The sequence below is a fragment of the Microbacterium sp. ER1 genome (assembly GCF_023383675.1).
Lineage (GTDB): Bacteria > Actinomycetota > Actinomycetes > Actinomycetales > Microbacteriaceae > Microbacterium.
Genome location: NZ_QCXO01000137.1, coordinates 105701 through 131088 on the forward strand (window position 1 = coordinate 105701; position 25388 = coordinate 131088).

A 25388-nucleotide genomic window follows, 5' to 3' on the forward strand; every position below is an offset into this window, starting at 1 on the left:
TTCAGCGACGGTCCTCGAAGAAGGCGCGGAGCAGAGCGATGGACGCGTGCTCGTCCACGCCGCCGATCACCTCCGCGCGATAAGGCAGGCGGCGGTCGCGCAGCACGTCGTACATCGAGCCGGCCGCTCCCGCCTTGTCGTCCCACGCGCCGAAGACCACGCGGCCGATGCGTGCCTGGAGGATCGCGCCGGCGCACATCACGCAGGGCTCGAGGGTGACGACCAGTGTGCAGCCGTCGAGGTTCCACGACCCGAGGACCGATGCCGCGCCGCGGATCGCCTCGATCTCGGCGTGGCCGGTCGGGTCGTGCGTGGCCTCCCGGGTGTTCCGCCCTTCGGCCAGGACACGGCCATCCGCGTCGAGCACGACGGCGCCGACGGGGATCTCCGCGGCGTCCGCGGCCTCGGCGGCGAGCTCGAGCGCGCGCTGCATCGCGAGACGGTCGGCGGCGGTCATGCCCCGAGCCTACGGCAGCGTGGGGCGGCCGCCACGGCGCCCGATGTCGTGCGCGGACGCGGCGCGCATTAGCCTGTATCCATGCGTGTTCACGTCGCCGACCACCCTCTCATCACCCACAAGCTCTCGGTGCTGCGCGACGCGCGCACCCCGTCGCCGGTCTTCCGCCAGCTGACCGAAGAGCTCGTGACGCTCCTCGCGTACGAGGCGACGCGGAATGTGAAGGTCACGCCGATCGAGATCACGACGCCGGTCACCACGACCACGGGCGTGAAGATCTCCGAGCCGCGGCCCATCGTCGTGCCGATCCTGCGCGCCGGTCTCGGCATGCTCGAAGGCCTCGTCAAGCTCCTCCCCACCGCGGAGGTCGGTTTCCTCGGCATGGTCCGCGACGAGGAGACCTTCGAGCCCACCACCTACGCCGAGCGGCTTCCGGACGACCTCTCCGACCGTCAGTGCTTCGCGATCGACCCGATGTTGGCGACCGGCGGCTCGCTGGCCGCGGCCATCCAGTTCCTGTTCGACCGCGGCGCGAAGGACGTCACCGCGATCTGCCTGCTGGGCACCCCGGAGGGCGTGGCAGCGATCGAGGCGATGGCGGGCGACCGCGATGTGACCCTCGTCCTCGGAGCGCTCGACGAGCGCCTCGACGAGAAGGGCTACATCGTGCCCGGCCTCGGCGATGCGGGCGACCGCCTCTACGGCACCGTCTGACCTCGCTCGCGCTCTCGACTCGCGTCAGAGGGTCAGGCGGTAGCCGCGCTCCTCGCCGTAACGCGTGAAGCCGGCCCTCGCGAGGATCGGCGCCGAGGTCGAGACGCGGCCCTTGACGAGCGCCGTTGCGGCCCCGCGCGCGGCGCTCTGTCGCAGGCGCTCCGCGAGGACGGCCCGATAGACACCGCGCCCGCGGTCGGCGGCGAGTGTCGCCGCTCCCCACAGCCGGGTGAACCCGTCGACGATCGTGCAGCCGCCGGTGCTCACCGCGCGGCCGTCGATGCGGCCGAGCACCCGGAAGCCCTCCCCCGTGGACAGGGCTGCGGTGAGTTCGGCGAACTCGGCGTCCAGACCGTCCTCGTCCAGCGGCTGCTGCTCCCAGACGGGGACGTTGATCGCGTCGACCTCGCGGAGCTGGTCCCTCGTGCGCACGACCTCGGCGGTGACCCCGGGCGGCACGTCGACCGCGGCTCCGATGGTCGGACGCGCGAACACCGTGACGGTGTCGAAGTGCACCGCACCGCGGTGCTGGAGCTCGTCCTCGAGGTCCGGGTGGTCCGCGGGGTTGGTCCAGAACGTGAAGACGTCCTCACCCCAGGCTCTGGTGCGTTCCAGCGCTCCGTCCAGCACCTCGGCGGCGGGCCGCGTCGACGTCACCTGCGATCCGCGGACACCGCCTCCGAACCGCTCCGGGTAGCGCACGAGAAGGAGTTCATCGCGGACGTGCTCGCTGCCGCGCGGGAACCACGCCCATGCGGCGGCGGCGCGCAGAACCTCATCGACCGTCGGCGTCTCGACGGCAGCAGGCCCGAGAACGGACGACATCATGATTCCTCCTCTTCAGCCGCGCCCACCAGGCGGGCGAAGGCGCTGAGCCTCGCGACGCCCTCGGGCGTGTACGGCAGATCGTCGAGCAGCGCCGGCGAGTGGATGAGGTAGGCCACGACCTGCGCGCGGGAGATCGCCACGTTGAGCCGGTTCTGCAGCAGCAGGAACTCCGGGCCCCGCGGGGCATCCCGACCGCTCGACGCGGCGAGAGTCGTGATAGAGACGACCGCCTCCTTGCCCTGGAAGTTGTCGACGGTCCCCACCGGGACCCCGCCGAAACCGGCCGCCGCGAGCGCATCGTGCACGAGCTGCCGCTGCGCGTTGTACGGCGCCACCACGATGATGTCCTCCGGCGTCAGCGGGCGGACGCTGCCCTCCGCGTCGTTGTCGTGGAAGGTGCGGCCGACGAGGTCGCGGACGATACGCACCACCTCGGCGGCTTCCTCCGGGGACTGGGTCGCGTTGCCGCGGTGCCGCAGCGGCACCACGTGCAGGCCCGGGTCGATGCCCTCGACCGCGCGCCGCTCGGTACCGGGAGCGGACGCGAGCTTCCCGGCGTAGGCGAGCTTCGACACCGGAGCCGCGACATACGGGTGCATGCGCCAGGAGCGGGCGAGGAAGTAGCCGTACTCCGGACGCACGACGGGATCGCCGTCCATCACCCAGCCGAGCGCAGAGGTGTCCACCGGCTCCGGGTGGGCGCCCTGGCTGACCTGGGGCAGCTGCTGAGGGTCGCCGAGGAGCAGGAGCCGCTGCGCACCGGCGGCCACCGCGATGGTGGAGGCGAGCGAGAACTGTCCGGCCTCGTCGATCACGAGCAGGTCGAGCTCTCCCCTGGCGACCCGCTGCGTGTTGCTGAAGTCCCACGCGGTGCCGCCCACGACGGCACCCTCGTTCTCGTGCTCGGCGAGGAAGGCGGCCATCCCGGTCTTCGGGATCACCGTGTAGCCGGGATCGGCGTCGGCATCCTTGGGGCACTTCGCCACCTGGCCCGGGGCGACGCCGTCGGCGACGACGCGCTCCAGGAGCGTCTCGATGATCGCGTGGGACTGCGCGACGACGCCGATGCGGAAGCCGTGCTCGTTGACGAGCCGGGCGATCACCTGCGAGCCGGTGTAGGTCTTCCCCGTGCCCGGAGGCCCCTGCACCGCGAGATAGCTGCGGTCGAGGTCGAGGACTCCGCGGACGATCGCGTCGATCGGATCGTCGCCTGCGGCCGGAAGCGCGTTCCCCGACACCGTGCGCGGAGGCAGGCGGCGCAGGATGTCGGTGGCCGCGTCCTCCGGGAAGTCGGGGGCGGCCGCGTGCACCGCGTCCGCCCACTCGTCGATCGCCTGCTGCAGCGACACCACGCGAGGCGGCGCGGCAGGGGTCAGCGCGACGGGGAGGTCGTCCCAGGTCTGTCCCTGCACGGCGGACTCGACCACGAGGTACCCGTCGTCCAGCACCTCGACGACTGTGACCCCGTGCGGCACGTGCACGGCCCGCGACGGGACGTCGGTGTCGAACGGGGCCGGGACGTCGTAGAGCGCGAACGGCTGCGCGCCGGGGCCGAGCGTCGTGCCCGGGGACACCTCGCCGCGGATCTCCAGCTCCCGCGACAGCACTCGGCGCCCTTCGCCGATGCTCCAGTCGCGGCGCACCCGCGAGCGGGTCGCATCGACCTTCACCACGTCGCGCGTGCCGTCCCACATGGTGACCGGCTCCCGAAGCCGCTGGAAGTGCGCGACCCAGAAGCTCTTCGCCTCGCGCGGGAAGTAGTCGATGGCGGCCGCCGCGATCCGGTGCACGAGCCCGTCGTCACCGGCCTCCACCGCACGCTCCGCGTCGCCGAGCAGAGCGAGCGAACGCGGCGACGGCTCGTAGATGACTTCGTCCGCATCGTCCGGCGGGGCCGGCGTCACGCCCTCTGCGCGGGCGATCTCGATGAGCCAGTTGCGCAGCCGGCGGGTCGAGACGCAGTCGTAGCGGTTGTAGTCGGCGAGGTCGGCGAGCACGGCGTCGGCCTCGGCCTGCGCGCCCGCTGCCGCGAGCTCCCGCGCGGCGACGTACTGCACGATGGAGTCGTCGCCCTTCTGGACGTCGCTCGTGCGCACGTCCTCCCCCATGTAGAGCGGCTCGAGCTTCTTGATGGAGTAGGACCGCGACCCGACCCGCACGGTGCGCAGCACCAGCGGGTACAGGTCGACGAACACGCCTTCGCGGAGGAGGCGGTCCACCTCGCCCTCGCGCACGCCGTGGCGGGCGGCCATCGCGACCAGATGCGAGGTCTCGTAGGGGGCGTAGTGGTAGATGTGCATGCTGGGGTGCGCGGCGCGGCGCACCTTCACGAAGTCGAGGAAGGTCTCCAGCGCCTGGCGTTCCTCCGCGAAGGAGTGCGCCCAGAGAGCGGTGTACTGGTCGGCGTTGTCGACCCAGCCGAACAGGTAGTCGATGCCCCACTCCGCCTCGCCGTCGGGGGCGGGCTCGGTGTACAGCGGATCGCCCTCGAAGTCGAAGAAGATGTCGCCGTGGCTGGGCACCGGGAGGGTGTGGATCGCCGCGGCGTAGTGCACGTCGTACGTCGCCGCGCCCTCGGCGTCCGCCCGCAGCTGCACCCGGGCCTGGGCGCGGAGGTTCTCGAAGGTGTCGACGTTCATGCCCTCGGGGGCCTGCGTCGCCGCAGCCAGGTCGTCGATCGTGAGGATCCCGGCGGCGCGGAGACGGGCCCGCTGCACCGGACGCAGGCGGGCGACCATGAGGAGGTCCCGGTGGGCCAGCACCTGCTCCTCGCAGGTGGCGCAGCGCCCGCAGGCGACCACGCGCAGGTCGCCGCGGTCGTCACCCCACGCGAGGGGCGCCCCGGCGGCGCCATCGGCCACGGCGCGGTCCGCGATGAGAGCGCGCAGCCGCGACCGACGCACACGGAACAGCGGAAGGAGGTCGTCGACGGCGTGCGTGCTGACGCTGTTGTCCCCGTGGATGAGGTCGACCTCGTCGGCTCGAGGGATGCCGAGCCGGTCGAGCTGATCGACATATGCCGCGAGCTGCATGAGGGCGGTCACGCGGGCCTTTCGGGCGAGCTTCGAGTCCTGCACCCGCCAGCGTCCGTCCGCATCGCGGCGGAGGAAGTCGGCGAACCCGACGAACTCGTCGGTGGCGAAGGCCGCCTGGAAGACGACCAGCGCGTCGGACCGCAGAGCGCTCAGCGTCTCGTCGACGGCGGCCGCGAGGGCCTCAGGATCGCTCGAGGAGACCTTGGCGATCCGGTGCACCCGTTCGTCGCCGAGCTCCCGGATGTAGCGGTCGAGCACGTTCTGCTCGTGCACGTCTCCCAGCTGAGCGGCGCGGAGGAGCGTCGCGTCCTCCGGCTCCTCGACCGCGGGGACCCGACCCAGCTTCGCGTCGATCGCCCGGGACCACGCGAACTCGCACTCGGCGGCCGCCTTGAGGTCGCTCGCGCTCCAGATGACCCGCTGCGCCCCTGTGTCGATCCGCACGATTCTCCCGTTCTGTCGGCTGCTTCGACACTATCCGCGGCATCCGACACGGCGAAAAGCGGGCGGTCCCGCACGACGGGTCGCGGTCAGCGCCACCAGGTGTCGTCGGGGGTCACCGGGAGATGACGCTTGTGCTGGGTCGCGAGGTAACGCGCCTCGATGCGGCCGGCGACCTCGGGGTCGACCTCCCGCCCTTCGAGGAAGTCGTCGATCTGCTCGTACGTCAGCCCCAGCTCGTCCTCGTCCGTGCGCCCCGGCTGGTCGTCGAGGAGGTCGGCGGTGGGGACCTTGAAGGCCAGGCGCTCCGGAGCGTCCAGGAACTGGAGCAGGGCCCGCCCCTGTCGCTTCGTGAGACCGGCCAGCGGGAGGACGTCAGCGGCCCCGTCGCCGAACTTCGTGTAGAACCCCGTGACGGCCTCGGCGGCGTGGTCGGTGCCGATGACGATCAGCCCCTCGTGCCCGGCGAGCGCGTACTGCGTGACCATGCGGAGGCGCGCCTTGATGTTGCCGCGGTTGAAGTCGGAGATGTCGCTGGAGACAGCGGACTCGATGTCCTTCTCGACGCCCTCGACGCCGTTCTGGATGTTCACCTCGATCGAGGAGTCCGGCGCGATGAAGTCCAGCGCGGCCTGCGCGTCGTCGGCGTCGTGCTGGACGCGATAGGGCAGGCGCACCGCGAGGAAGGTGGCCTCCCCGCCCTCCGCACGCACCCGCTCCACCGCGAGCTGGGCGAGGCGCCCCGCGAGCGTCGAGTCCTGTCCGCCGGAGATGCCGAGGACGAAGCCCTTCGCGCCGGTCGTGCGCAGGTAGTCCGCGAGGAAGCCGACGCGACGCTCCACCTCCGCTTCGGGATCGATGTCGGGCCGGGCGCCCAGGTCTTCCGCGATCTGCTTCTGCAACGACACGTTGTCCTCCGCTCATCGGTTCGGCTCCAGTATCCCCCTTCCGTGTTTCGTGCGGGTCACGCCACTGCGCCGGGACGCGGTATCCGGCCGCGACCTGAGAGACTGAAGCGGTGAAGCTCCTCGTCGCCGCCCTCGAGTCCGAACTGTCCGCCTTCCCCGAGGAGCTCGACGGCTTCGACCGCCTGGTCACCGGCCCCGGAAAGCTGCCGGCGACGTACGCCCTGACCCGCGCCCTCGACGCGAAGAGCTACGACGAGGTCGTCGTCGTCGGCACCGCCGGCTCCATCGAGAAGGGGCGTGCGTACGCGGTGCACGAGATCGCGACCGCGGTTCAGCACGACGTGATCGACCTGGACGGCGTCGTCGGACGGCACGTCTCGCTTCCGCCGCAGGTGACCACAGGCCGCGAGGGCGTCGTGATCGCCACGGGTGATCACTTCGTGAACGACGCCGAGGTCACCGCCGTGATCCGGCCGATGGGTGCCGCCCTGGTGGACATGGAGACCTACGCCTACATCTGGGTGGCGGGGCAGTTCGGCGTGCCGATCCGCGCCTTCCGCGCCGTTTCCGACCAGGCGGAGGACGGCGCCCTGGCCGACTTCCGCGAGGCCATCGCCCGGTGCAGCATCGAGCTGCGCGAGGTGATCCGCGCCGAATACGGGGTCTGACCTCAGCGCGTCTCGATGACGCTCGGTCCGTTCGGCAGCGCACGGACCGTGAGCTGCGCGGGGATCTGCTCCTGCATCGCCTCGACGTGGCTGATGACGCCGACCGTGCGACCGCCCTGCCGCAGCTCGTCGAGCGTGCGCATCGCGACGTCGAGCGTGTCGCCGTCGAGCGACCCGAATCCCTCGTCGATGAACAGCGTGTCCAGGCGGATGCCTCCGGCGCGGGCCGTCACGACCTCGGCCAGTCCGAGGGCGAGCGCGAGGGAGGTGAGGAAGGTCTCGCCGCCCGAGAGCGACTGCGGCGGACGGGTCTGCCCGGTGAAGGCGTCGGCGACCACGATGCCCAGCCCGGACGCCGCACCGCGCGCAGCCAGGGCGTCGGAGTGCTGCAGGCGGTAGCGTCCTTCGGACATGTCGTGGAGCCGGCGGTTCGCGGCGTCGACGATCTCCTCGAGCTCCGCCGCCAGCACGAAGGTCTCCAGCGTCATCTTGCGGGTGTTCGCCCCTCGTCCGGCGATCGTGTCGGCGAGGGCCTGGAGCACCTCGAACGCCGCGGCATCCTCCGCCGTGCGGGCATGTTCGTCCTTCGCAGCGTCGATGAGGCCGGCCAGCCGCACCGCGTCGCCTGCCGCCCTGGTGGCCTCGTCGACGGCGGCGGACCATGCCGCTCTGGCGTCGAGCGCCGCCTGCTCATGGGGCGCGAGGTCGATCGGCTCATCCGGCAGCGTGCGCAGCTCGAGGTCGAAGAGCAGGGCGCGCTCCTTCTCCCGTTGCACGGCGTGCGTCGTCACCCGCTCGTCCAGCTCCGTCTGCACCGCCGGCGGACGCAGCGCCGCGGTGGCGGCCTCGACGTCGGAGAACTCGGAGGCGTCGAGGGCGGCATCCCTCTCGGCAGCCGCCTCCGCGGCCGCCTGCTGCCTCCGCGCCCGTTCGGCTTCGGCGTCGAGGAGGCGGCGTGCGACGGCGAGGTGGGTGGTGGCCTCCGTCATGCGCTCAGCCACCGACGCGTAGCTCCCTCGCGCCTCGTCGATCGCCGTACGGGCGGCCTCGTCGCGCTGGACGACCAGGGCGAGCTGCTCGCGGGCTTCGGCGAGGGCCGCCTCGTCCTGGACGCGCCGCTCCTCGAGCGCGCTCTGCTGGGCGCCGAGTTCGACGAGCTCGCCGTCGCGCAGCCGCGCGGCCTCGGCCGCGGCGAGGGCCTCCTTCTCGGCGGCCACGGCGGCATCGAGCTCGGCCTTCGCCGTCTCGACGTCTCGTCCGTCCGCGCGCGCCAGAGCCGCAGCGAGCTCGACCTGCAGCGACGTGCAGGTCGAGCTCGCCTGCTGCTCGCGGCGCGCCGCCTCGTCCCTCCGGGTCTCCGCAGCCGCGATGTCCTCCACGGAGACCGCGGCGCTGTGGTCTGCCGGGGCCGGGTGCTCCCGCGCCCCGCACACCGGGCAGGGGTGACCCTCGATCAGAGCGGACGCCAGCTCCCCGGCCATGCCGTCGATCCGGCGGTGGCGCAGCTCGGCCAGAGCCGACTGCGCGGCGGCCTGCGCGGACGTCGCCTCGGCGAGGACCCGGTCGGCCGCGGCGCACTCCTGCTGCAGACGTGCCGCCTCTTCCGCCGCCTCCCGGCGGAGCTCGGCATCGACGCGCGCGCTCTCCATGGCGGGGAGCCGGTCGCCGAGCCGACGGGCGTCATCCCGCTCCGCGGTGACGGCGGCGATCCGTTCGGGCAGCGCCGCGCGCTCCGCCTCGCCGTCGGCGCACCGGCGCTCGGCGGTGGCGACGGCCTCCTCTGCAGTGACGCGCTCGGCGGCGCGGCGCGGCGCCTCGGCCTCCAGCACGACGGCGCGCTCCCAGACCCCGGAGGCCCGTGTCCGGTCGGCGATCCACGCATCGAGGTCGTCGGTCTCGACACCGAGCTGATCCCAGTCCGCGCGTGCGCGCTTCTCCGCAGCCACCGCGTCATCAGCCGCCGTCACGGCACGGTCGGCCGCGGTGATCGAGGACCGCAGCACCTCGGCCGCCCGCGCCCTGGCGAGCTCCGCCTTCGCCTCGGCGATGGCTTCCTCCTCGGCGTCCAGACGCGCCATCGCCGCACGGGCACGGTCGCGCTCGCTCTGGGCGCGTTGATCCTCCCGTGCGGCGGCCAGAACAGCATCGGCGGCCTCGAACCGCTTCTCCGCCTCCTGACGCTCGGCAGCGCGCCGTTCCGCCCGGTACGCAGCGCGAGCCTGCGCCCGTTCCAGCTCCGCCAGGCGATCGGCCGTCGTGAGGCCCTCCCCCTGCGCCTCCGGTCCGACCTCGCCGTCGGCGTCGCCGGCGTCGCGCCCGAGGTCGGCATCCGCCACGAGGCGCTCGGCCTCGTCCAGCCGGGCGGACACCGTGGCGAGACGCGCCCCGAGGCTCTGCTCGGCGTGGCGCCGCCGCTCGTCGAACCGCGCCTGTACGTCTTCGAAACGCTCGGTGCCGAAGAGCCGGCGCAGCAGCGCCTGCCGGTCCCTGCTGCCTGCGAGCAGGAACTCCGAGAACCGGTTCTGGGCCAGCAGGATCACCTGCAGGAACTGCTCGCGGCTGAGCTGAAGGATGTCGTCGAGTTCGTGCGCCACGTCGACGGCCCGCGCCGCGCGACCGACCCAGCCGTCGTCCGTGAGCTCCTCCAGGGAGACCGCCGCCGCCTGCTTCGTCAGGCCTCCTCCCCGCCGGGCCGGCCGGAGGTACTCGGGGGAACGCGTGACCCGGTAGCGGCCGGACGGCGTGCTGAACTCGACGACGACCTCGGAGGGGTCGTCCGGTTCGCTGTGGTCGCTGCGGAGCCTCTTCTCCCCGCCGTCGTACCGCGGCACCCCGCCGTACAGCCCGAAGCAGACCGCATCCAGGATGCTCGACTTCCCCGCTCCGGTGCGGCCGGCGATGAGGAAGATCCCGTCGTCGGCGAAGGCGTCGAAGTCCACGGTCTGCCGCGCACGGAAGGGCCCGAATCCCTCGACCTCCAGACGATGCAGCCGCACTAGACGAGGGCTTCCGCGCGGACCCGGTCGTCGAGCACCTCGCGGATCAGCTCGCGTTCGACCTCGGTGGCTCCCTGGCCGGCGCGCACGTGCTCGAGGAACGCCTCGATCCGGTCGGCATCGGTCACCGCGGACCGCAGCCGCTCACCGTACGACCGCTCGCGCTCCTCTCCGGTCGCAGCGGGCTGATGCTGCACCATGGCACAGTGCGGGTACGCCTCGCGGAGCCGTCGCATGGGCTCGGTCTGCGGCACGGCGTCGGTGTAGACGGCGCACACCCAGGCGTCGGCGTGCGCGGCCACGCTCTCTGCGGAGAGGATCTCCTCGAAGGTGCCGGTCAGCGTGACCAGTCGCCGCGGAACCGGAAGCTCCAGCCACTCGACGCCCGCAAGGCCGTCGGCATCCAGGTCGACCAGCCAGGAGCCGCGCGGCTTGTGCTGTTCGCCGAAGCTGTAGTGCAGCGGAGCGCCGGCGTACCGCACCCGCTCGCTCACCTGCTGGCGACCGTGGATGTGGCCCAGTGCGACGTAGTCGGGGCCGTCGAACGCGCGGAGGGGGACGACGTCGAGGCCGCCCTGCCGCACCTCGCGCTCGAGACCCTCCGTCGGCTCCACGCCCGCGGCGAAGCAGTGGGCGATGGCGACCGACCGGCCCTCGTGCTCCTGCATGCCCGCGCGGACGAGCGTCATCGCGTGCGTCATGGTCTGGGCCTGCGTGCGCAGCTGCCGCCCCTCGGCGTCGCCCTCCGGCCAGTGCTGGCGGACGATCGCGGGCTCCAGGTACGGGATACCGAAGAAGTGCACGGGACCGTGGGCATCGTCGATCGTGACGGGCGTGCCGACCGCGAGGGGATCGGTGAGCACGTGGATGCCGTCGCGCAGCAGTCGGGCCTGGAACCCCAGCCGCGCGGCGGAGTCGTGGTTGCCACTGGTGACGACCACCCGCGCTCCCGTCTCGTGCAGACCGACGAGAGCGTCTCCGAGCAGGGTGTAGGCGGCGGCCGAGGGCGTGGCGGAGTCGAACACGTCGCCCGCGACGATGACGACGTCCACCTCGTGCTCCCTGACCTGCGTGGTCAGGGCGGCGAGCACCTCGGCGAGCGCATCCATGGTGGAGTTGCCATGGAACGTCCGGCCGATGTGCCAGTCCGAGGTGTGCAGGATCCGCATACCCCCACGGTACGAAGACCCTCGGACATTCCCTTCGAGGCGTGCCGGGAGCGCCATCTCCCGAGTCACGAGGAGGAAGCGGAAGGTCCCCTGACCCACCCTCGTCGCGGCGGCCGGCACGCGGTGATGCGAAATGCGCTGTGCACCTTCACCTGTGCGGCGTGCGGGGCTGCGCGATGCGAGATCAGGGCTGCCCTCCGCCCACAGGAGCCGGGCTTGCCCCGCCGGCTGAGGGTTGTGCCCGCTCCGTCGCGACTACCGACTTCCGCTCTCCTCCTCGAGGTCGTGCGACCAGTTCGCCTGCTGGATCCGGTTGTCGAGCTCTCGGAGCTCCTGGGCGACCGCATCTGCCCGCGCACGCAGCGCGGCGACGGGCAGCGCGGACACCTGCCGCAGCTCCGAGCGCATCTGCCGCAGGTACTGCTCGTTCGCCCCCGAGGCCGCGGCCGCCGCATCCGTGAGCACGGCGTGACGCAGGCGCAGCACGTCCCGCGCGGCCAGCGCATCGGTCATCGTCCCGTCCGGGCCGAGGTCGAGCCGGGCGTTCGTGACGTTGATGCGGCGGATGAGGCTCTGCAGCCGGGTCAACGCGGCCTCCGCCTCCTCGATCAACGCCGTCGCGTCCTCGGCGGGCTCCTCGCCCTCCTGGTACCGGGCGTTCGCGACGATGCGCGCCCGCAGCTGCTCGATGCGGCGCTGCAGGTCGGCGCGGGCGGCGAGGGCTTCGGCGAGTCTCATGCCCTCATCCTCGCAGGCGGCGGCCGTAACAGTTCGTCATAAAGCCGGAAGGTCAGCGCGTGCGGAGAAGGCCCGACTGCTCGGGGTGCGCGGCGAACCACTCCGCCACGTACCAGCAGACGGCGTCCACCTTGCGGTCGCCGCGTTCCGCGATGTCGGCCACCGCCCCCTCGACCACCTTCCCGGCGTACCCGTTCCCGCGGAATGCCGGGACCGTGTAGGCCCGGGTGAGGGCGACCGTGTGGCCGTCGTCCCGGTAGTCGAGCACGCTGACGAGCTTCCCGTCGCGCGTGAGGGTGTACCGCGATGCGTCCTTCTCGTCGGTCAGGATGAAGCCGCCGACGGTGTGCGAGATCGTCATCCGTGTCACGTTACGCCTCTTGCGACGCGCCCGGGCGTTTTGACATGTCCCGTCACGATCGGACATAATCCCCCCATGACCATCAACGCACGCCCTTTGTCCGCCCAGGAGGCGAACGGGACTGCCGGGATGATGATGCCCGGTCGCGTTGACATGTGTTGCCGAATGTGTCGCTGAACGAACAGCCACCTCGCCTGACCTGACTCCTCGCCATCTGCGAGAGCAGCGTCCCGAGCACACACCCGTGCTCGCTTCCCCGGCTCCGCCGGTCATTCGTGCAACGCATCCGAGCCCCCTCCCGTCGGGCTCACGTCCTGAGGACCCATCATCATGTCGAACTCCGCCCTTCTCGAGCGTCCCGCCGTCACCGCCCCCAACCGCACCGTCCGACCCGCCGAGTCGTCGGCCCCGCTGGGCCCGGCCGGCGCCGACCTCCCCGCCGTCCGTTCGCCCCGCGGCTTCGCCCTCTACGTCGGCCTGGACGAGATCAAGGCCGCCGAAGCCGGTGTGAGCCTTCCGCTGCTCGTCGACGCCCTCCGCCGCACGCTGGCCGAGCTCGCGCCCGGCGCCGAGACCCACGCCACCGTCGCCCTCGCCCCGCACGGCTCCGGCGGCCGAGACCTCGACGTCGTGCGTCTCGCCCTGCAGGAGCCCGGCGCGATCGCCCGCACCAAGGCCGCCGCCGAGGAGGAGACCACGCCCGAGGAGTCCGGTGTCACCGTCGACATCTCCCGCAAGCGCGTGCTCATCGACGGCGAATCCGCCGCCTTCACCTACAAGGAGTTCGAGCTGCTGCAGTACCTCGTCCTCCGCGAGGGCCGCACGATCGAGCGCAGCGAGCTGGTCGCCGCCCTCTGGCAGGCCCAGGACGACGAGACGCCGGGCGAGCGCACGATCGACGTGCACGTGCGCCGGCTGCGGGCGAAGCTCGGCCGCTACGAGGACATCGTCCGTACCGTGCGCGGCATCGGCTACCGGTTCGACCGTCACGCCGACGTCGTCATCCGCTACGGCCACGGAACCCCGTCGCCCGACCGCTTCTGACGCGCTCCCGTCGCCGGGAGGCCGGTGTCAGGAGCCGCGCGTAGGGTGGGCGCATGACCCTCGCCGCCGCCCCCGCGACGGCGGGCGCCGTCCGCGCGGACTCTCCGCGGGAGACGACGTACCGCCCGCCGCATCCGCTCGATCTCCGGCGCACCGTCGGCATGCTGCGCCGCGGCGGCACCGATCCGACGACGGTCTTCGACGGCCCGGTCATCTGGCGCGCGGTCCGCACGCCGCAGGGTCCGTCGACGCTCGCCCTGCGGATGTCGGGGAACGAGGTCAAGGCGACCGCCTGGGGCCCGGGTGCCGAGCACGCCCTCGCCCTCGTGCCGGCGCTGTGCGGTGCCGGCGACGACCCGACCGGCTTCGATCCCTCCCTGCACCCCCTCATCGCCGAGGCGGCCCGGCGGCACCCCGGCATCCGGCTCGCGCGGACGGATGAGGTCTTCGATGCCCTCGCCTGCGGCATCCTCGAGCAGAAGGTCACCTCCATGCAGGCCTTCGGCGCCTGGAGGTACCTCGTGTCGCGCTACGGCGACCCGGCACCGGGGCCGACGCCGCGACCGATGGCCGTCGCTCCCACGGCGGCGCAGTGGCGACGCATCCCGTCCTGGGCGTGGCATCGCGCCGGAGTGGAGCCGCCCCAGTCGAAGACCATCGTGCGGGCAGCGGAGCGCGGCGACCGCATCGCCGCTGCCGTCCGAGCGGCCACGACCGGCCCTGACCGTGACCGCGTGCTCACGAGCCTGCCCGGAGTCGGCGTCTGGACCGCTGCGGAGACCCGGATCCGCGCGCTGGGCGACCCCGATGCGGTCAGCGTGGGCGACTACCACCTGGCGCACGAGGTCGGGCATGCCCTGACCGGGCACCGCACGGACGATGCCGGAATGGTCGAACTGCTCGCACCCTGGGCCGGCCACCGGCAGCGCGTCATCCGGCTCATCTTCGCGAGCGGCGTCGCCGAGGCGCGGCGCGGGCCCCGGCTCGCGCCGGAGGACCACCGCCGACGCTGATCGGTCTGTGATCGCAGCGACCGACGTATGCTGAGCGCATGTCCCGTACCGCCCTGCGCATCTTCGTCACGGTCGGCCTGCTGATCGCCGGTGTCGTCCTCGGCCTCATCTTCCAGAACGTCTGGCTGGGCGTGCTGCTCGCCGCGATCGTGTGGTTCGGCTGGTTCCTCGGCTACGAGTCCCGCCGCGGTCACAACGCGGGCGTGAACGACGAGGACCATGGCGTCGAGCTCTGACGCCCGTCAGTAGTAGACGGCGAGGGGGCCGGACGGGCCCTCCACGACCTGCACCGGGGTGTCGAACACCCGGCTCAGCACGTCGTCCGTCATGATCTCCGCCGGCGGGCCGAACTCCACCACCCGGCCGTCCTTCATGGCGCAGATGTGGTCGGCGTAGTGCCCGGCGAAGTTGATGTCGTGCAGCACGATGACGATCGTGCGCCCGAGCTCCTCCGCCGCCCGCCGCAGGTGCTTCATCATCTGCACGGCGTGCCGCATGTCGAGGTTGTTGAGGGGCTCGTCCAGCAGCACGAACTCCGTGTCCTGCGCGAGGACCATGGCCACGTAGGCCCGCTGCCGCTGCCCGCCCGAGAGCTCGTCGAGGTAGCGCCCCTCGAGCGCCCCTAGATCGAGGAAGTCGATCGCCTGGCTGATGACCTCCTCGTCGGCCCTCGTCAACCGGCCCTGGGAGTGCGGGAAGCGGCCGAAACCCACGAGCTGCCGCACGGTGAGCCTGGTCACGAAGTGGTTCTCCTGGCGGAGGATCGAGACCACCTTGGCCAGATCCTTCGACTTCGTGGAGGCGACGTCGAGCCCGGCGATCTCGATGGCTCCGGCGTCCATCCCGTTCAGCCGGCCGATCATGGTCAGGAGCGTCGATTTGCCGGCACCGTTCGGCCCGATGAGGGCCGTGATCCCGCCGGTCGGGATCCGGAGGTCGACGGGGCCGATCGCCACCTCGCTGCTGTAGTCACGGCGGACGCCGTCGAGTGCGATCACAGTCTGCCCTTTCGGAGGATGACGATGAGGAACACGGTGCCGCCCACGATCTCGATGAGGATCGACACCATGCCCTGCGCGTAGAAGACGTTCTTCATGACGAAGTACGCCCCCGCCAGGATCGAGAACGCGGTGAGGACGGCGACCGGGAAGATCAGCCGATGGTCGTGCGTGTCGGCGAACTGGTAGGCGAGCGTCGCCACGAGGAAGCCCAGGAAGGTCATCGGTCCGACCAGGGCGGTGGAGGTGGCCATCAGCACCGCGACGAGCGTCAGGACGAGGAACTGCTCCCTGCGGTGGTCGAGCCCCAGCGATCGCGCGGCATCGGGACCGAGCGCGAGCACGTTCAACCGCCGGGACCGCAGCCACAGCAGGGCGGACGCCGCGATCACGAGCGGGACCGCGAGCGGGAGGTACGAAGGGTCGGCGTTGGAGACGTTGCCGAACAGCCGGGCGGCGAGCACATCGAACTCGCTGGGGGTGAGCAGCCGCTGCATGAAGGTGGCGATCGCCCCGAGGCCTCCCCCGATCACGATGCCCACGAGCAGCATGATCTGGAGGTTGCCGTATCGGCCCGACAGCAGCCACCCGTAGAGCACGACGGCGAGCCCGACCATGACGAGCACCTGGAGGGCGAACTGGCCGACGCCCTGGATCGCCACCAGACCCGCCACCCCGAAGAGGTACACGGTCGTGGTCTGCACGACGCGGTACAACGACTCGAAGCCCATGATCGAGGGAGTGATGATCCGGTTGTTCGTGACCGTCTGGAAGCTCACCGTGGCGACGGCCTGGGCGACCGCGACGAGCGCCATCACGACCACGGCGGTCGCGCGGTGCTGCGCGATGCGCCAGAAGCCGGGGGTGCCGACGGGGAGCGGGTTGTCCCAGGCGAGGAGACCGAAGGCGGAACCGAGGGCGATCACGCCGAGCACCACCAGCACGACGATGTAGCGGCGGCGCGCCCGTGCGGTCGTGAACGCCCCGGCCGACCGCGTCGTCCGCGGGGCCGTGGTCGCCGTCATCGTCGCCTCAGCCACGACGACGCTGCCGAAGGAGGAGGAGCACGAACACGACCGCGCCGACGACACCGAGGATCAGCGACACCGGCACCTCGAACGGCATGATGATCGTCCGCCCGATGATGTCGCAGGCGGTGACGATCGCGATGCCAAGAAGACACACCCACGGCAGATTGCTGCGCAGGTCGTCACCACGGACCATCGAGACGATGTTCGGGACGATGAGCCCCAGGAAGGGGAGGTTGCCGACGACGACGGTCACCACGCCGGTCGTCACCGCGATCAGCGCGGTGCCGAGCAGGATCATCCGGTTGTAGTTCACCCCGACGTTGGTGGCGATCTCCTCCCCCAGCCCGGCGATGGTCAGCCGGTCGGCCACGAGGAAGACGATGACGCCGATGATGGCGACGATCCACAGCATCTCGTACTGGCCGCGCATGACCGACGTGAAGCTGCCCGCGAACCAGACGCCGATGATCTGCAGCGAGTTCGTGGCGAGGGCGAAGTAGGTCGTGATGGCGCCGACCACCGCGCCCAGCATGATGCCGACGATGGGCACGATGAGCGACGACTTCAACGCGACGCGGCGGAGGAACGCGAAGAACACCATCGTGCCGACGAACGCGGCGAGCACGGCTCCGGCCATGCGCAGCGGAAGCGAGGGCTGCGGCACGAGCACCATCACGGCGAGGAGCCCGAGTCCCGCCCACTCCGTGGTCCCGGTGGTGGTCGGCTCGACGAAGCGGTTCTGCGTGAGCAGCTGCATGACGAGGCCGGCCATCGCCATCGCCGCGCCGGCGAGCACCAGCGCGATCGTGCGGGGAACGCGGGTGATCTGGAACATCTGCGCGCCGTCGTCCGCGCCGGCGATGTCGTACACGCCGGTGAAGAGCGAGATCACCAGGAGCGCCGCCACGACGAGGACGCCGATGAGCAGCTTCGGATCGAACAGCCGTGCGGACGATCGCGATGTCGATGTGAGGAGAGGAGAGGTCATGGGGGATGCCGGCGGCGGCGCCCCGGTCGGGACGCCGCCGCACAGCCCTTACTTGTCGGCGCTCTTCTCGAGCGCGTCGGCGAGGTCGTTGAGGAACGTCGTGTACGTCTGGATGCTCTCGTTGAGGTAGGTATCCGTGGGCATGTAGACGATCTGGTCGTCCTTCACCGCAGTGACGCCGGTGAGCGCCTCGGAGTTCTCGATGATCTCCGCCGCCTGCACGTAGTCCGGCGTCTCCGCCGCGAACACGGCGTCGCGGTCGAGCACGAGGATCCAGTCGGGGTTCGAGGCGGCGATGGCCTCGACCGAGATCTCGTCGCCCTGGTGGTCGTCGGTCGCGTCGTCGACCTGCAGTGCCGGCGTCAGGCCGAGCATGTCGTAGATCGGTCCCAGCGAGCGGCCGACGGTCGGAGCGAGGTAGCCGATCTGCCCGCCCGAAGTGTTCACCGCCATGACGGTGTCGGCGTCGTCGTAGGCCGCCTTCGCGCGGTCCACAGCGGCGTCGAACTCCTCGACGAGCTTCTGTGCCTCGTCCTGCTTGCCGAAGATCTCGCCCAGGGCGGTGGTCTGCCGCTTGAGCTCCTCGTCGAAGGGCTCGCCGTCCCGCGGCTCCAGGTCGATGATCGTGGCGTCAGGGACGAGCTCGGCGATGGCCTCGTTGTGCTGCGTGAACCGCTGGCCGCTGATGATGAGGTCGGGGTCGGCGGCGACGATGGCCTCGAGGTCGGGCTCGGAGTGCAGGCCGATGTCGACGATGTCCTCGTCCTTCACGTAGGAGACGGTCTCCGGCATGAGGGAGACCGCGCCGGCGGAGAGCTCGATGCCCCAGTCGGAGAGGGTCTGGAAGGTCCGGTTGTCCAGAGCGACGACCGAGGCCGGCGGCGTGGTGATCTCGTGCGTGCCGGTGTTGTCCTCGATGGTCACGGTCCCCGATTCCGCCGTCGTCTCTTCGGGTTCGGCTTCGCCGCCGGACGCGCAGCCGGAGAGGGCGAGCAGGCCGACGAGAGCGACGCTCGTGGCGGTGAGGGTTCTGGGCACGGACATGGAGAGACTCCTGTTCTGCGGGGATGTGTGCGCCCTCGTGGGGCGCCGGTCCGACGGGCGGGCGAGCCGACCGCGTCGGTTTTTAGGTTAGCCTTACTTTATGAGCGATACGAAATCCGGTTTCTCGATCGAGCGTCGCGGCCTCGAGCTGCGCTTCCGCAACGTCACGCTGAGCGCCCGCGAATGGCTCGCTCCGGATTTCGTGCGCGTCCGCCTGTCCGGGCCCGACCTCGCCGGCTTCGACTCCCCGGGTTCCGACGACCACATGCGGCTCTTCTTCCCGAGCGGCCCCGTGGACTCGGTGGAGGAGCTGCGGGCCTCCCCGAGCCGCGAGTACACGCCCCTCGCCTGGGGTGACGACTGGCTCGACGTGGAGTTCGCCGTGCACGGCGATCAGGGCGTGGCCGCCCCGTGGGCCGCGAACGCCCCGCTCGGGTCGACCATCGGCGTCGGCGGGCCGCGCGGCGCCGCCGTCCTCACCGGAGAGCCGGGATCATGGCTCCTCGTCGGCGACGAGACCGCCATCCCCGCGATCCGTCGCTTCGCCGCCCTCATCCCCGCCGGCACCCCCGCACGCATCGTCATCGAGACGGTGTCGGCCGGCCGCGAGATCGAGATCGACGCTCCGGTGCCTGTCGAGTGGCTGCACCGCGGCGACGCGCCGGCCGGCTCCGCGCTGATCGCCTTCCTCGACGCGCTGACCGCGGACGACGTCGTGGGAGACGACCCGTTCGTGTTCATCGCCGCCGAGCAGTCCATCGTGAAGCCCGGCCGGGCCCTGCTCGCACGCTGGGGCGTGGACAGCGCGAACGCCGTCGTGAAGGGCTACTGGAAGCGCGGCGAAGCCGAATACCACGCTCCGCACTGACAGGCGACCGCTGCGCTGACAGACTGGGCGCATGGCTCTCCTCGATCACCTGGGCATCACCGTCGCCGACCTGGAGCGCGGACGCGCGCAGTTCCATCCCGTGCTCACCGCGCTCGGCTACGAGCTCGGTGGGGAGGACGATCACTCGATCTCCTGGCACACCGGCGACGAGACCGAGATCATCCTCTACACGTGGGACGACGACTCCACCCCTCACCGCCACGGCCGCGTCGGCTGGCAGCACATGGCCTTCGCGGTGCCGTCGCGCGCCGAGGTCGACCGACTCCACGACCTCGCCCTCGACGCCGGCTGGACCGCGGTGCGCGAGCCGAAGGAGTATCCGCGGTACAGCGAGCGGTACTACGCCTCCTTCGTCGAGGACGCCGACGGCATCCGGCTCGAGTTCATGTACAACCCGCCGAAGGACGCTTGACGCCCGGGCGTGTCGCCGCCTAGGGTGGCAAGGCTGTGCCGACCGGCGCCGCACACCAGCCAAGGAGACGACGGATGACCGCCCCGCGGAATCTTCCCCAGAACGTGGCATTGCCGCTTCCGCAGAAGCGCAATGACCGCGACGAGTCGTACCCTCCGGCGCGCGCCGTGTGACAGCATCCGCTCTCGCAACGCCCCGCACCGTCAGGTCCGGGGCGTTTTCCGTCGGAAGACTCCCTGACCTGTGGCCGGACACCACCACAAGGAAAGGAATCATGGAGAGGCTCTCCGCGCGGCTGCTGTCGTGGGCGTCCCTGATCGATGAGAAGACCCTCGATCAGGCCCGCACCACCTCACGCATGCCGTTCATCCACCCGCACCTGGCGCTGATGCCGGATGCGCACCTCGGCAAGGGCGCGACCGTCGGGTCTGTCATCCCGACGCTCGGCGCGATCATCCCCGCGGCCGTCGGCGTCGACATCGGCTGCGGCATGATCGCCGTCCGCACGCCGTTCACGAAGGACGACCTCGACGGGCGCGACCTCGCCGCGCTCCGGGAGCAGATCGAGCGCGCGATCCCGCTGTCCGCCGGGCGCTACAACAACAAGGTCGTGGCGACCGCCGCACCGCGCATCGCCGAGCTGGAGGAGCGAGCACGTGCGGCCGAGTTCGACCCCGAGGGCTACGCGAAGAACTGGCGGCTCCAGCTCGGCACGCTCGGCTCGGGGAACCACTTCATCGAGGTGTCGGTGGACGAGCTCGACCGGGTCTGGCTGTTCCTGCATTCCGGGTCCCGCGGCGTGGGCAACAAGATCGCCGGGCACCACATCGCGGTCGCGCAGCGGCTGGCGAAGCAGTGGTGGATCGATTTGCCCGACCCCGACCTGGCCTACCTCGTCGAGGGCACGCCGGAGTTCACGCGCTACATCCGCGAGCTCCGGTGGGCACAGCACTTCGCGTTGCTGAACCGCGAGGAGATGATGGACCGCGTCATCCGGCAGCTCTCCGACTTCCTCGGCGCTCCGGTCGAGGAGGAGGAGCGGATCAACTGCCACCACAACTTCACGGAGTCGGAGATGCACTTCGGAAAGCGCGTCTGGGTGTCCCGTAAGGGCGCGATCCAGGCGGACGCGGGTCGGCCCGGACTCATCCCCGGGTCGATGGGCACGGCATCGTACGTGGTGGAGGGGCTCGGCGACCCGCTGTCGCTGAACTCCTCCCCGCACGGTGCCGGGCGGGAGTACTCGCGGTCCGCGGCGCGGAAGACGTTCACCCACGCGCAGCTGCGGGAGGCGATGGCCGGCATCGAGTTCCGGGACACCGACGCCTTCATCGATGAGATCCCCCAGGCCTACAAGCCCATCGATCGGGTGATGGAGGATGCGGCGAGCCTGGTGCGGATCCGGCACACGCTGCGACAGCTCGTGAACGTGAAGGGCGACTGACCGAGGGCCGGGTGAGGAGGGATCCTCACCCGGCCCTTCCTCCCCAATTCCCGCGATCTCCGGTGTCTCCACAGAGCGCGAGGGGCCGGGCGTGGCGTCCGCCAGGATGCTGGCAGGCTGAAGGATCCGGTGCCACGATGAGGGGATGGAAACCATGGACGGTGCGCAGGTCTGGACCATGATCGGCGCGTTCACGGCGCTGATGATGGGCATGCTCACGGTCGTCTCGACGCTGTTCATCCGCGTCCTCCGCAGCGAGATCGGGGGCCTGCGGAACGAGATGACCGCGCGCTTCGATGCGGTCAATACCCGCTTCGACGCGGTCGGCACGCGCATCGACGGCGTCAACGCCCGCATCGACGGGCTCGACCGTGATGTGCAGGCGCTCGTGAAGCGCACTTTCGGGCTGGATCGGGAGTGAGGATCGACGCATGAGGATCGTCGTCGCAGGAGGGACTGGCGTCGTCGGCACGCCCACGGTGGAGGCCGTCCGGGGCGCCGGTCATGAGGCCGTCGTGCTCAGTCGTTCGCACGGCGTCGATCTGGTCAGCGGGCGCGGGCTGGAGGCGGCGCTGACCGGAGCCGATGCCGTGATCGATGTCGTGAGCGTCGAGACCCTGAAGGCGAGCACGGCGATCGAGTTCTTCACCGCCGCCACCGGGAACCTCCTCGCCGCCGCCGCGGACACCGGCGTGGGACACGTCGTCCTGCTCTCCATCGTCGGCATCGACCGGATCCCCTACGACTACTACGCGGGCAAAGTGGCCCAGGAGAAGCTGGTGTCCGCGTCCGCCGTCCCCTCCACAATCCTCCGAGCCACGCAGTTCCACGAGTTCGCCGCGCAGATGTTCGGGCGCGCGAAGGCGGGGCCGCTGCATCTCGCCCCGCGTGCGCGCACGCAGCCGGTGGCGGCCCGCGAGGTCGCGGAGCGGCTCGTCACGCTCGCGATCGGGGACGCGCAGGGTCGAGTGCCTGACTTCGCCGGCCCCCGCGAAGAGCAGCTCGCTGACATGGTGCGGGCGTACGCGCGGCGCATCGGGTACCGCGGCTGGATCCCGGCGCTGAACGTGCCCGGCCCGCAAATGGCGGGGATGCGCGCGGGGAAGGCGCTGCCGGGACCGGATGCCGTGCGCGGGACGCAGACGTTCACAGAATGGCTTGCCGAGGCGGTGCCGGCGCGCGCAGACTGAGGAGGGGCGGGGGTCTTCCAGTAGTCGAGCGACCAGGAGCACGCATGGCGAACCTCAATCCCTACCTGTCCTTCCGCACCGAGGCCCGCGAGGCCATGGAGTTCTACCGGGGAGTCCTCGGCGGAGATCTTGACATCACGGTCTTCGGCGACTTCCCCGACATGGTGCAGGATCCGAGCCAGAAGGACCTCGTGATGCATGCGCAGCTCACGACCCCCGACGGCCTCGTGCTCATGGCCTCGGACACCCCGGAGGGCATGACCTACGAGAAGCCGCAGGGCGTCTCCGTGTCCCTGAGCGGCAACACCCAGGAGGTCACCCGGCAGGTGTGGGACCGCCTCTCCGAAGGCGCCACGATCACGATGCCGCTCGATGTGCCGCCGTGGGGCGGGACGTTCGGGATGCTCGTCGACCGCTTCGGGATCGCCTGGATGCTGCACGGCGACCCGGAGTGACCCCGGACGGTGTGCTCCGGGCTCAGCCCGGCAGCACCGCCCGGCACGCGAGATGCAGCGCCAGCCGCGCCTCGGGGTCGTTCATGTCGATCCCGAGGAGCTCCTGGACCCGGCGGATCCGTACGGCCACCGTGTTGCGATGCAGCCCGAGAGCGGCCGCGGTGGCCGCGATGCCGGACTCGTGGTCGAGGTAGGCCGACAGGGTCCTGAGCAGTTCCCCGTTCCCCTCGGCCAGAGGGGCGAGCAGCGACTGCGCGGCCGGGACGAAGGTGTCGTTGCCGGTCCAGGCGAGCAGGAGCTGTTCGAGCCCGAGGCTGTCGACGCGGACGAACCATCCGGTGGCCGACCGGGCCGCGGCGATCCGTGCGGCGTCGCCGGCCTCGTCGAGGGTCGCCGCCAGTCCTTCCGGCCCGGTCTGCGCCGAGCCCACCCCGGTCGCCACGGCGAAGTCGCGCAGTGCCGTGAGGTGGAGGTCGCGCAGTGCCGTCACGGCCCGCTCGATGCGATCGGGCCCCGGGGCCTCAGCGAACGAGAGCCAGCCGCTGAGGCCTCGACCCGCCGTGGTCGCGTGCGCCTCGGCGTCGATCGCGCTGAGGCCGGGCCTGATCGCACGGAGGAGTGCGAGCGGCTCCACCCGGCTGCGCGCCACCATGCGGAAGCCGAGGTGATGCCCGCCGGTGCGCCACCCCCGCTCCGCCATGCGCCGTTCCACATCGGCATCGGCGGCTCCGCGGAGCTCGACGAAGTCCCGCAGCAGGCCCGACGATGCCGCGACGTCGTTGACGGCCGCGATCTCGTCGATGAGGATGCGGGCGGCCACCGCGGGCATGGCGACCTCCGCGGCCACCAGGAGCGACCGCAGCTGTGCCTCTCCGAAGCCGTGGCCGAACAGGACGAGACGCAGACCGGACCGGCCGGGGCTGTCCACCCGCACCGAGGCGGCCGTGCCCTCCCCCGCCCTGGCACTGTCGCTCCACGCGTCGAAGCGGATCGCCGCGTGCAGTTCGGCGTCCAGGTGTCCGCCGGCTTCACGGAGCACTCCCGCGGCGTCGACGAGGGCGACGCCCAGACCGAGGTTCGCCGCGAGGTGTCCGAGCAGGTCGCCGAGGTCGTCGGCGGCGTACTCGAACGACTGCGCGACCTTGCGCACCCGCGTGAGCGTCAGAGCGTCGCGGGCCTCGATGAGCATCCAGCAGGCGCGGGCGAGCTGGACCGGCCTCTCGACGTCGAGCAGGGCGAGACCGATCCGGTCCGCGAGGCGGAGCGCCCCGGGGTCGACACCGGCGGCGCCGGGGAGCGCGAGCCCCGTGAACCCGCGGTCACGGACCCGGCGCAGCATCGCGTCCTGCTGCCAGGTGGCGATCGGCGCCCCGGACGTGAGGATCGCGAGCCGGCCGATGCCCTCGTCGGGCAGGTCGGACTCGCCGGCTTCCACCACCACCGCGTCCCACGCGACATCCCGCGGGCCCGCGACGTGGCGGAGGACGCCGTTCTCCTCCTGCGCCAGCAGCGCCGGCAGCGCGAGCGCCCCGCTCACGCCGCGTCCAGATCGACGAGTCCGTAGGCGGAAGGCACCACCCGGGCCCGACGCTCGGGGCGGGCGTTCCACCATGCGGGAGCGGGGAGGGCGAGGGCCGCCACGGTGCGCCCCGGGGCCAGCTCGGTGACTTCGAGGACGTCTCGGGACACGGCGTCCAGGAGGACGATGATCTCGGGCGCCGCGGCCACCAGCAGGCCGTCGGTGAGCACCGCGAGGGTCTCGGACCGGGTGACGATGCGGTGCACCGCTCCGCCGAGTCCGGCGATCTCGACCGCGTTCACGTGCGGGTCGGCTGCGGAGGACGCGGTGGTCACGATGCGGCCCTCGGCGAGCAGCGTCCCCCCGAGCACCTCGGCAAGGACCGGCAGCGGTGCCGCCCGGTGCACCAGGAAGCTGCGGCCGAGGGCGAGCGCGCGGGCGAGGTGGTCGGCGATGGCGTGCTCGCGCAGATCGCCGACGGTGAAGCCGGCGAGAACGGCGCAGCCGACGCCTCCGGCCTGGATGATGGCCGAACGCACCACACGCTCCGCATCGATCGCCCTCGTCGCCTCCACGAGCGCCACCCCGTCGGCCCCGGTCTCGCACGCGAAGACCAGTCCCGGCACGCGGTCGACGAACAGCGACATCTGATCGAGTCCCGGCACCGCACGCCCCGTGCAGTCGGCGTCCACCACGGTGTGCGATCCGGCCAGAGTGAGCGGCGCGAGGCCGTTCATCCCTCCACCCTCGAGCGAGCACACCGCCGGGACGGGATGCCCGAGCCATCTCTCCACCGCCCGCAGCAGCGGGGCGAAGGGCGCGGCACCGGGCATCCGCTCGCCGAGCAGCATCGTCGACCCGACGAAGGCCACGCCGAGACAGGGCGTGGCGGGGTCCAGCGCGTCCACCGGCGCGACGTCGAGGGGCCAGGGCGCGGTGGTGCCGAGGATGAGTTCGAGCATCGTCGTGGACCCGCCGCCGCCGGAGCCGAGCAGGGCGTACCCGCGGGCGAGCGCCTCCAGGTCGTCCCGCTCCAGCCTCATGGG

At 71.5% G+C, this 25388-nt stretch carries 25 protein-coding genes; 11 read left to right on the forward strand and 14 right to left on the reverse strand.

The window, feature by feature from the left end; translation table 11 throughout:
• Window position 1: 1 nt before the first annotated feature.
• Window positions 2-457 (reverse strand): tRNA adenosine(34) deaminase TadA, encoded by a 456-nt coding sequence (gene tadA, locus BV453_RS12385; protein WP_249521728.1) that lies wholly within the window; start codon window positions 455-457, stop codon window positions 2-4.
• Between the two features lie 81 nt (window positions 458-538).
• Between tadA and upp the strand changes: the two genes are divergently transcribed.
• Complete coding sequence (upp, locus tag BV453_RS12390; RefSeq protein ID WP_025104476.1) at window positions 539-1171, forward strand: uracil phosphoribosyltransferase; 633 nt, start codon at window positions 539-541, stop codon at window positions 1169-1171.
• A 24-nt stretch (window positions 1172-1195) separates the two neighbouring features.
• On the opposite strand, the gene BV453_RS12395 is transcribed toward upp, so the two are convergent.
• From BV453_RS12395 to nadE, 3 genes are all read right to left on the reverse strand, one after another.
• Window positions 1196-1999: a GNAT family N-acetyltransferase gene (locus tag BV453_RS12395; RefSeq protein WP_249521729.1), complete on the reverse strand. Its 804-nt coding sequence runs from the start codon at window positions 1997-1999 to the stop codon at window positions 1196-1198.
• Window positions 1996-5478 (reverse strand): bifunctional RecB family nuclease/DEAD/DEAH box helicase, encoded by a 3483-nt coding sequence (locus BV453_RS12400; RefSeq protein ID WP_249521730.1) that lies wholly within the window; start codon window positions 5476-5478, stop codon window positions 1996-1998. The genes BV453_RS12395 and BV453_RS12400 overlap by 4 nt, the downstream gene beginning before the upstream one ends.
• Before the next feature lie 86 nt (window positions 5479-5564).
• Window positions 5565-6383, reverse strand: coding sequence for an ammonia-dependent NAD(+) synthetase (nadE, locus tag BV453_RS12405; RefSeq protein ID WP_025104479.1), 819 nt, complete (start codon window positions 6381-6383; stop codon window positions 5565-5567).
• Between the two features lie 110 nt (window positions 6384-6493).
• Between nadE and BV453_RS12410 the strand changes: the two genes are divergently transcribed.
• Complete coding sequence (locus tag BV453_RS12410) at window positions 6494-7051, forward strand: nucleoside phosphorylase (RefSeq protein ID WP_025104480.1); 558 nt, start codon at window positions 6494-6496, stop codon at window positions 7049-7051.
• Window positions 7052-7053: 2 nt separating this feature from the next.
• Here the strand turns inward: BV453_RS12410 and BV453_RS12415 are convergent, their stop codons facing one another.
• The 4 genes from BV453_RS12415 to BV453_RS12430 all read right to left on the reverse strand — a co-directional run bounded on the left by BV453_RS12415 (window position 7054) and on the right by BV453_RS12430 (window position 12315).
• Window positions 7054-10047, reverse strand: coding sequence for an AAA family ATPase (locus BV453_RS12415; RefSeq protein ID WP_249521731.1), 2994 nt, complete (start codon window positions 10045-10047; stop codon window positions 7054-7056).
• Window positions 10047-11216, reverse strand: coding sequence for an exonuclease SbcCD subunit D (locus tag BV453_RS12420; protein ID WP_025104482.1), 1170 nt, complete (start codon window positions 11214-11216; stop codon window positions 10047-10049). The genes BV453_RS12415 and BV453_RS12420 overlap by 1 nt, the downstream gene beginning before the upstream one ends.
• A gap of 255 nt (window positions 11217-11471) precedes the next feature.
• Entirely contained in the window at window positions 11472-11954 is a 483-nt protein-coding gene (locus BV453_RS12425) for a DIP1984 family protein (protein ID WP_126894352.1), read from the reverse strand.
• 52 nt (window positions 11955-12006) lie between these two features.
• Window positions 12007-12315 (reverse strand): GNAT family N-acetyltransferase, encoded by a 309-nt coding sequence (locus tag BV453_RS12430; RefSeq protein WP_025104484.1) that lies wholly within the window; start codon window positions 12313-12315, stop codon window positions 12007-12009.
• Between the two features lie 330 nt (window positions 12316-12645).
• On the opposite strand from BV453_RS12430, the gene BV453_RS12435 reads away from it, so the two are divergent.
• From BV453_RS12435 to BV453_RS12445, 3 genes are read left to right on the forward strand one after another with little or no spacing between them, the layout of a single operon-like run.
• Window positions 12646-13359 carry a winged helix-turn-helix domain-containing protein gene (locus tag BV453_RS12435; RefSeq protein WP_249521732.1) on the forward strand — a complete coding sequence of 238 codons (714 nt, stop codon included), beginning with the start codon at window positions 12646-12648 and terminating at the stop codon, window positions 13357-13359.
• A 53-nt stretch (window positions 13360-13412) separates the two neighbouring features.
• Window positions 13413-14372 (forward strand): DNA-3-methyladenine glycosylase, encoded by a 960-nt coding sequence (locus BV453_RS12440; RefSeq protein ID WP_249521733.1) that lies wholly within the window; start codon window positions 13413-13415, stop codon window positions 14370-14372.
• A gap of 38 nt (window positions 14373-14410) precedes the next feature.
• Complete coding sequence (locus BV453_RS12445; RefSeq protein ID WP_025104487.1) at window positions 14411-14608, forward strand: hypothetical protein; 198 nt, start codon at window positions 14411-14413, stop codon at window positions 14606-14608.
• 6 nt (window positions 14609-14614) lie between these two features.
• On the opposite strand, the gene BV453_RS12450 is transcribed toward BV453_RS12445, so the two are convergent.
• The 4 genes from BV453_RS12450 to BV453_RS12465 are packed head-to-tail and all read right to left on the reverse strand — an operon-like array spanning window position 14615 to window position 18433.
• The gene (locus BV453_RS12450) at window positions 14615-15370 is read right to left on the reverse strand and encodes an ABC transporter ATP-binding protein (protein WP_062635655.1); all 756 of its coding nucleotides are present in this window, start codon (window positions 15368-15370) and stop codon (window positions 14615-14617) included.
• Window positions 15367-16395 (reverse strand): iron chelate uptake ABC transporter family permease subunit, encoded by a 1029-nt coding sequence (locus tag BV453_RS12455; RefSeq protein WP_025104489.1) that lies wholly within the window; start codon window positions 16393-16395, stop codon window positions 15367-15369. The genes BV453_RS12450 and BV453_RS12455 overlap by 4 nt, the downstream gene beginning before the upstream one ends.
• A 7-nt stretch (window positions 16396-16402) precedes the next feature.
• Entirely contained in the window at window positions 16403-17389 is a 987-nt protein-coding gene (locus tag BV453_RS12460) for an ABC transporter permease (protein ID WP_249521734.1), read from the reverse strand.
• Window positions 17390-17437: 48 nt separating this feature from the next.
• Entirely contained in the window at window positions 17438-18433 is a 996-nt protein-coding gene (locus tag BV453_RS12465; RefSeq protein ID WP_025104491.1) for a siderophore ABC transporter substrate-binding protein, read from the reverse strand.
• 100 nt (window positions 18434-18533) lie between these two features.
• Between BV453_RS12465 and BV453_RS12470 the strand changes: the two genes are divergently transcribed.
• The 6 genes from BV453_RS12470 (at window position 18534) to BV453_RS12495 (ending at window position 22823) form a co-directional block, all read left to right on the forward strand.
• The gene (locus BV453_RS12470) at window positions 18534-19301 is read left to right on the forward strand and encodes a siderophore-interacting protein (protein ID WP_025104492.1); all 768 of its coding nucleotides are present in this window, start codon (window positions 18534-18536) and stop codon (window positions 19299-19301) included.
• 31 nt (window positions 19302-19332) lie between these two features.
• Window positions 19333-19734 carry a VOC family protein gene (locus tag BV453_RS12475; protein WP_025104493.1) on the forward strand — a complete coding sequence of 134 codons (402 nt, stop codon included), beginning with the start codon at window positions 19333-19335 and terminating at the stop codon, window positions 19732-19734.
• A 274-nt stretch (window positions 19735-20008) separates the two neighbouring features.
• Window positions 20009-21178 (forward strand): RtcB family protein, encoded by a 1170-nt coding sequence (locus BV453_RS12480; RefSeq protein WP_025104494.1) that lies wholly within the window; start codon window positions 20009-20011, stop codon window positions 21176-21178.
• A gap of 145 nt (window positions 21179-21323) precedes the next feature.
• A complete protein-coding gene (locus tag BV453_RS12485; protein ID WP_025104495.1) occupies window positions 21324-21599 on the forward strand; it encodes a hypothetical protein in 276 nt (91 codons plus the stop codon).
• A gap of 10 nt (window positions 21600-21609) precedes the next feature.
• Window positions 21610-22368: an SDR family oxidoreductase gene (locus BV453_RS12490; RefSeq protein WP_025104496.1), complete on the forward strand. Its 759-nt coding sequence runs from the start codon at window positions 21610-21612 to the stop codon at window positions 22366-22368.
• Window positions 22369-22412: 44 nt separating this feature from the next.
• Entirely contained in the window at window positions 22413-22823 is a 411-nt protein-coding gene (locus BV453_RS12495; RefSeq protein ID WP_025104497.1) for a VOC family protein, read from the forward strand.
• 22 nt (window positions 22824-22845) lie between these two features.
• Here BV453_RS12495 and BV453_RS12500 read toward each other — a convergent pair whose 3' ends face one another.
• Entirely contained in the window at window positions 22846-24360 is a 1515-nt protein-coding gene (locus BV453_RS12500; protein WP_085603895.1) for a CdaR family transcriptional regulator, read from the reverse strand.
• The gene (locus BV453_RS12505) at window positions 24357-25385 is read right to left on the reverse strand and encodes a DUF917 family protein (RefSeq protein ID WP_025104499.1); all 1029 of its coding nucleotides are present in this window, start codon (window positions 25383-25385) and stop codon (window positions 24357-24359) included. The genes BV453_RS12500 and BV453_RS12505 overlap by 4 nt, the downstream gene beginning before the upstream one ends.
• Window positions 25386-25388: the final 3 nt, after the last annotated feature.